General features: G+C 68.8%; 5 protein-coding genes and 1 riboswitch. All 5 genes read left to right on the top strand.

Annotation, left to right across the window (positions count from 1 at the left end; all coding sequences use genetic code 11):
* Positions 1-890: phosphotransferase (locus I71_RS20920; protein WP_042697533.1), on the top strand; the 890-nt coding region annotated here is incomplete at its 5' end.
* Positions 891-896: 6 nt separating this feature from the next.
* Positions 897-2,213 carry an aspartate aminotransferase family protein gene (locus tag I71_RS20915; RefSeq protein WP_042697528.1) on the top strand — a complete coding sequence of 439 codons (1,317 nt, stop codon included), beginning with the start codon at positions 897-899 and terminating at the stop codon, positions 2,211-2,213.
* A 154-nt stretch (positions 2,214-2,367) separates the two neighbouring features.
* Positions 2,368-2,489, top strand: a riboswitch (guanidine-I (ykkC/yxkD leader).
* A gap of 155 nt (positions 2,490-2,644) precedes the next feature.
* Entirely contained in the window at positions 2,645-3,367 is a 723-nt protein-coding gene (locus I71_RS20910; RefSeq protein ID WP_042697525.1) for an urea amidolyase associated protein UAAP1, read from the top strand.
* A gap of 26 nt (positions 3,368-3,393) precedes the next feature.
* Positions 3,394-4,038, top strand: a complete 645-nt coding sequence (locus I71_RS20905; protein ID WP_042697531.1) for an urea amidolyase associated protein UAAP2 — start codon at positions 3,394-3,396, stop codon at positions 4,036-4,038.
* Between the two features lie 11 nt (positions 4,039-4,049).
* Positions 4,050-6,922: urea carboxylase (uca, locus tag I71_RS20900; RefSeq protein WP_042697522.1), on the top strand; the 2,873-nt coding region annotated here is incomplete at its 3' end.

Below are 6,922 nucleotides of genomic sequence, written 5' to 3'. Positions count from 1 at the left end.
ATGAGCAGAGTTATGTGCTGAAGCTCACCAACCCGGCCGAACCGCCGCTCGTCACCGGCTTCCAGACCGGGGCGATGCAGCATGTCGCCCTGCGCGATCCTTCCCTGCCGGTGCCGCGCGTGGTGCCGACCCTGGATGGCGAGGCGCAGACGACGGTGCTGATCGACGGCCAGCCGATGATCCTGCGGCTGTTGACCTATCTCGACGGCACGCCGCTCCACGCGGCGCCGGCCTCGCCGGGGCTGATGCGGTCGCTGGGGACCACGCTGGCGCGGCTGGATATCGCGCTGGCCGATTACCGGCATCCGGGGTCGGAGCGCGAGCTGCTGTGGGACATCACCCGCACCGCCAGCGTCGCCGACAAGCTGCGTTATCTCGCCGACGGACTACGCCGCCGGATGGTGGAGCGTTTCATCGCCCGCTTCGCCGAGCGGGTGGCCCCCCGACTGCCCGCCCTGCGGCATCAGGTGATCCACAACGACCTCAATCCCCACAATGCGGTGGTCGATCCGGCCGGGCATCAGACGATCACCGGCATCATCGATTTCGGCGACGCGCTGAAGGCCCCGCTGGTCAACGATCTGGCGACGGCGCTGGCCTATCATGTCACCAGCGGCGACACGCCCTTCGGCTCCCTCGTCGAGATGACGCGCGCCTACAACGCCGTGCTGCCGCTGACGGCAGAGGAGGTGGAGCTGCTGCCCGATCTGGTGGCGGCCCGCCTCGCCCTGACCATTTCCATCACCGGATGGCGGGCGGCCGACTACCCGGACAACGCCGCCTACATCCTGCGCAACGCCGAACGGGCCTTCGCCGGGCTGGAAAAGCTGACCAGCGATGAAGCCGCCGACGCACGCCGTCTGATCCACCTCGCCTGCCAGGAAGTGTGACCCGCCATGACGATGATCAACGCCTATGCGCCCGATGCCGCCGGCTCCCTGCCGGAGCGCGAGCGCGCCCTGATCGCCCGCCGCGAAAAGCTGCTCGGCCCGGCCTACCGGCTGTTCTACGCCGACCCGATCCATGTCGTGCGGGGGGAGGGCTCCTCCCTCTTCGACGCCGACGGCAACCGCTATCTCGATGCCTACAACAACGTCGCCTCGGTCGGCCATTGCCGGCCGGAGGTGGTGGAGGCGATGGCGAAGCAGGCGGCGGTGCTGAACACCCACACCCGCTACCTGACCGACGGCATCGTCGAGTTCGCCGAAGCCTTCCTCGCCGAGTTCCCGGCCGAACTGTCGCACCTGATGATGACCTGCACCGGCAGCGAGGCCAACGACCTCGCCCTGCGCGTCGCCCGCGTCCACACCGGCGGCACCGGCGTCGTCATCGCCCACAATGCCTATCACGGCGTCACCTCGGCGCTGGCGGAGATGTCGCCGTCGCTGGGCGCTGCCGTGAAGCTGGGCGACCATGTCCGCGTGGTCCCGTCGCCCGACAGCTACCGCCTTCCGGAGGGCGAGATCGGCACCGCCTTCGCCCGTTCGGTAGAGGCGGCCATCGCCGACCTGCGCGAGAAAGGGATCGCCCCGGCGGCCCTGCTGGTCGACACCATCTTCTCCAGCAGCGGCGTCTACACCGATCCGGCCGGCTTCCTGGCCCCGGCGGTGGAGGTCATGCGCAAGGCCGGCGGTATCTTCATCGCCGACGAGGTCCAGCCCGGCTTCGGCCGGCTCGGCACCCACATGTGGGGCTTCGCCCGCCACGGGCTGGTGCCCGACATCGTGACGGTCGGCAAGCCGATGGGCAACGGCCATCCGGTGGCCGGCGCCATCTTCCGGCCGGAGGTGATCGAGGCGTTCGGCAAGAGCCAGCGCTATTTCAACACCTTCGGCGGCAACCCGGTGTCCTGCGCCGTGGCGCTGGCGGTGCTGCGCGTCATCAAGACGGAGCGGCTGCAGGAGAACGCCCTGGCCGTCGGCACCCAGATGATCGACGGCCTGCGGGCGCTGGCCGCCAAACACGACCTGATCGGCGACGTGCGCGGCAGCGGCCTGTTCATCGGCGTCGAGATGGTGCGCGACCGCGCCCTGAAGACCCCGGCGCCGGAGGAGACCGCCCGCGTGGTGAACGGCATGCGCCAGCGCCGGGTGCTGATCAGCGCCACCGGGCAGGAAGGCCACATCCTGAAGATCCGCCCGCCGCTGGTCTTCTCCGCGGACGACGCCACGCTGTTCCTCGCCACGCTGGACGAGGTGCTTGCGGCACTCTAACCCCCTGCCCTGCCGCAAATCGGCGCTCCTGCCCAGTTTTTCGGCGAGAGTGACCGAATGGCAGGCAATTCCTGCGCGCCGGTCCGCCGGCCGGCGCGCAAATCCGCCGGATGCAAGGCCCCGCCGGCTTGGCATGGGCCTTGCGAAGACATCCCCGTAAAGCCGCTAGGGTTCCGGCCGGTCCGCAATATTGTGCAGTCCGGTGGCTGGTCCGAGAGCGGCGACCTGTCCGGTGAACAGCGGACGGGCACACGGCGGGACAAAAGCCCGGGAGGTTCCGAACACGGAGGCGTGCAGCCCCGGTGGGACTTCCCAACGCCTGCACTCCTCCCTTCACGATGCTCCGGCCGGGACGACCCGGCCCGTGGTCCGACCTGGGCCGCGCCTGGAGCCTTTGCCGGGACGGCCCGGCACGGGAAGGAGGCAGGTCCGTGGACAGGCACGACGTTCTTTATGAAGACGAAATCCCCGGCGGCAAGCATTGGTCCTTCACGGTCCGGCGCGGCACGGTTCTGCGCCTGATCGACCGCGAGGGCGGCGCCAATGTCGGCATGCTGTTCTACAATCCGCAAAATCCGCTGGAGCGCTACAACGCGCCCGACACGCTGAAGTGCCAGCACAGCTTCAAGCTGACCGCCGGCCACTGCCTCTATTCCGACATGGGGCGCATCTTCTGCTCCATCGTCGAGGACACGGCGGGCTGGCACGACACGGTGTGCGGCAATTCCACCAAGGCGCTGGTGGCGGAGCGCTGGGGCCAGAAGGACTATCAGGCCCACCGCAACGACTGGACGCTGAACGGCCATGACAGCTTCCTGGTGGAAGCGGCCAAATACGGCCTCGGCCGCCGCGACCTCGCCGCCAACGTCAACTGGTTCAGCAAGGTCCACACCGAGGAGGACGGCACGCTGGTCTTCGACCCGTCCGCCGCCAAACCCGGCGCCCATGTCGATTTGCGCTTCGAGATGGACACGCTGGTGCTGCTGCACACCTGCCCGCACCCGCTGAACCCCGCCGCCGAGTATCCGCGCAAGCCCATCCTCTACCAGCTCCGCAAGGCCGAGCCGGTTGCCGAGGACGATGCCTGCAAGAACGCGCGTCCCGAGAACGGGCGCGGCTTCGCCAACAACCACCTTTACCACCTGTGCGGCTGAGGGGCGCGACAATGACCAAAGCCGCCATGACCAAGGAAAGCACCCTGACCCCCGAAGCCGCCGTCTATCGCAAGATCGTCGCGGCCGGCGATTATTGGATGGAGGTGGTCCGCAAGGGCCAGATTTTCCGCATCGTCGATCTGGAGGGCAACCAGGCCGCCGACACCCTGTTCTACAGCGCCGCCGACCCGGCCGAGCGCTACAGCGCCGTCGACACCATCCGCGAACAGCGCAACGTCTACCTGTCGGTCGGCACGAAACTGATCTCCACCCAGGGCAACCCGATGCTGGAGATCGTCGCCGACACGGTCGGCCGGCACGACACGCTGGGCGGCGCCTGCGCCACCGAAAGCAACACCGTGCGCTATGCGCTGGAGAAGAAGTGCATGCACGCCTGCCGCGACAGCTGGATGCTGGCGGTGGCGGAGAACGAACAGTTCGGCCTGACCAAGCGCGACATCACCCACAACATCAACTTCTTCATGAATGTGCCGGTCACGCCGGACGGCGGCCTGACCTTCGCCGACGGCGTCAGCGGTCCCGGCAAATATGTGGAGATGCGGGCGGAGATGGACGTGATCGTCCTGATCTCCAACTGCCCGCAGCTGAACAACCCCTGCAACGACTACAACCCGACACCCATCGAGGTGATGGTTTGGGATCGGGCGTGAGGGGACCGCACATGTTCACCAAGGTCCTGATCGCCAACCGCGGCGAGATCGCCTGCCGCGTCATCCGCACGCTCGACCGCCTGGGCATCGCCTCGGTCGCCGTGTATTCGGAGGCCGACGCCCAATCCCTGCATGTGGCGCTGGCGGGGGAGGCCGTCCGCATCGGCCCCGCCGCGGTGTCGGAAAGCTACCTGAACGCCGAGCGCATCCTGGCGGCGGCGAAGCAGACCGGCGCCCAGGCGATCCATCCCGGCTACGGCTTCCTGTCGGAAAATCCGGGCTTCGCCGAGGCCTGCGCCGCCGCCGGCATCACCTTCATCGGCCCGACGCCGGAGCAGATGCGCGCCTTCGGGCTGAAGCACAGCGCCCGCGCGCTGGCGGAGCACAGCGGCGTGCCGCTCTCCCCCGGCAGCGGCCTGCTGACCGACGCCGCCCATGCCAAGGCGGAAGCCGAGCGCATCGGCTATCCGGTGATGATCAAGAGCACCGCCGGCGGCGGCGGCATCGGCATGCAGCTGTGCCGCGATCCGGAAACGTTGGAGCCGATGTTCGAGGCGGTCAGCCGGCTGTCGCGCAACAACTTCAAGGATGGCGGCGTCTTCCTGGAGAAGTTCATCGAGCGCGCCCGTCACATCGAGGTGCAGATCTTCGGTGACGGCCGCGGTGCCGTGGTGGCGCTGGGCGAGCGCGACTGCTCCGCCCAGCGGCGCAACCAGAAGGTCATCGAGGAGACGCCGGCCCCCGGCATTTCGGACGATCTGCGCCGCAACCTGTTCGACGCGGCGGAGCGGCTGGGCCGTGCCGTGACCTACCAGTCGGCCGGCACGGTCGAGTTCGTCTATGACGACGCGGCCGGCGAGGCCTATTTCCTGGAGGTCAACACCCGCCTGCAGGTCGAGCATGGCGTGACCGAGGAGGTCACCGGCATCGATCTGGTGGAATGGATGATCCGGCAGGCGGCGGGCGAGGCTCTGCCGCTGGAGGCGCACAGGGACACGGCGCAGGGTGCCTCGATCCAGGTGCGGGTCTATGCCGAAGATCCGGGCCGCAACTTCCGCCCCTGCTCCGGCCTGCTGACCGAGGCGGCTTTCCCGGCGGATGCCCGCGTCGAGACCTGGGTGGAGCAGGGCAGCGAGGTCACGCCCTTCTACGATCCGCTGGTCGCCAAGATCATCGTGCGCGGCGAGGATCGCGCCGACGCCCTGGCGAAGCTGCGCGATGCGCTGGCCCGCTGCCGCCTGTCGGGGATCGAGACCAACCTCGCCTATCTGCGCCAGCTCGCCGCCGATCCGGTCTTCGCGGCCGGCGGCATCACCACCCGTTATCTGGAAACGGTGGCCTATGCGGCGCGCACGCTGGAGGTCGTCACCCCCGGCACGCTGACCACCGTGCAGGATCATCCCGGCCGCGTCGGCTATTGGGAGGTCGGCGTGCCGCCGTCCGGCCCGATGGACCCGCTGGCCTTCCGGCTCGGCAACCGCGCGCTCGGCAACCCGGACGGGACGGCGGGGCTGGAGATCACGGTGTCCGGCCCGACGCTGCGCTTCAACACCGGGGCGGTGGTCTGCCTGACCGGTGCGGCGATGCCGGCCGATCTCGACGGAACGCCGGTGCCGTTCTGGCAGCCGGTCAGCGTGCCGGCGGGAGCCACCTTGCGCATCGGCACCGTCAGCGGCGCCGGCTGCCGCGCCTATCTGCTGGTGCAGGGCGGGCTGGACGTGCCGGACTATCTCGGCAGCAAATCCACCTTCACGCTCGGCAAGTTCGGCGGGCATGGCGGGCGGGCGCTGCTGCCGGGCGACATCCTGCATCTCGGCGACGCAGCGGCCGGGACTGTGGAAGCGGTGGCGAACGGGGACCGGCCGGCTTACGGGCATGGCTGGGAGATCGGCGTTCTTTATGGGCCGCACGGTGCGCCGGATTTCTTCACCGACGACGACATCGCCGCCTTCTTCGCCGCCGATTGGGAGGTGCATTACAACTCCAGCCGCACCGGCGTCCGCCTGATCGGCCCGAAACCGACCTGGGCGCGCAAGGACGGCGGCGAGGCAGGGCTGCACCCGTCGAACATCCACGACAACGCCTACGCCATCGGCGCCATCGACTTCACCGGCGACATGCCGGTGATCCTGGGACCGGACGGTCCCAGCCTGGGCGGCTTCGTCTGTCCGGCGACCATCGTCGATGCCGAGCTGTGGAAGATCGGCCAGCTGCGGCCGGGCGATACGGTGCGGTTCAAACGGCTGACGGCGGAAGAGGCAATCTCCCCCTCTCCCCCCCGGGGAGAGGGTCGGGGTGAGGGGGAGGCGCTGCATGGATCAACTCGACATGCAGCAGCTTTCCAGTCTCGCCAATCCTCGCCGCGCGCCCCCCTCACCCTAACCCTCTCCCCGGGGGGGAGAGGGAATCAGGTCGGGGCGGGAGAGGGAAAGAGCGATTCCCCCCTCCTCCACAGCATTCCGGCGACCGCCAGCCGTCCGGCCGTCGTCTACCGCCGGGCCGGCGACAAATATCTGCTGATCGAGTACGGCCCGCTGGTGCTGGATCTCGACCTGCGCTTCCGTGTCCACGCGCTCCAGAGCTGGCTGCGGGCGCAGGCGTTGCCGGGGATTCTCGACCTGACTCCCGGCATCCGCTCGCTCCAGATCCATTACGACAACCGACGCCTGCCGCTCGGCGATCTGCTCGACCGGCTGGTCGGCGCCGAGGACGAGCTTGCCGCCATCGACGATCTGGCGGTGCCGACGCGCATCATCCACCTGCCGCTGTCCTGGGACGACGAGGCCACCCGCCTCGCCATTTCCAAATACATGCAGTCAGTGCGCGCCGACGCCCCCTGGTGCCCGAGCAACATCGAGTTCATCCGCCGCATCAACGGGCTGGA

It is taken from the genome of Azospirillum sp. B506, assembly GCF_000333595.1.
In the GTDB taxonomy this organism is placed as follows: Bacteria; Pseudomonadota; Alphaproteobacteria; order Azospirillales; family Azospirillaceae; genus Azospirillum.
Note: the sequence above shows the minus strand (reverse complement) of the source record. Positions and strands in the feature narration are given on the sequence as shown.

Bases quoted from the DNA above. Each gene is read 5' to 3' on its own strand.
- I71_RS20915 (WP_042697528.1), top strand. From the start codon at position 897: ATGACGATGATCAACGCCTATGCGCCCGATGCCGCCGGCTCCCTGCCG.
- I71_RS20905 (WP_042697531.1), top strand. From the start codon at position 3,394: ATGACCAAGGAAAGCACCCTGACCCCCGAAGCCGCCGTCTATCGCAAG.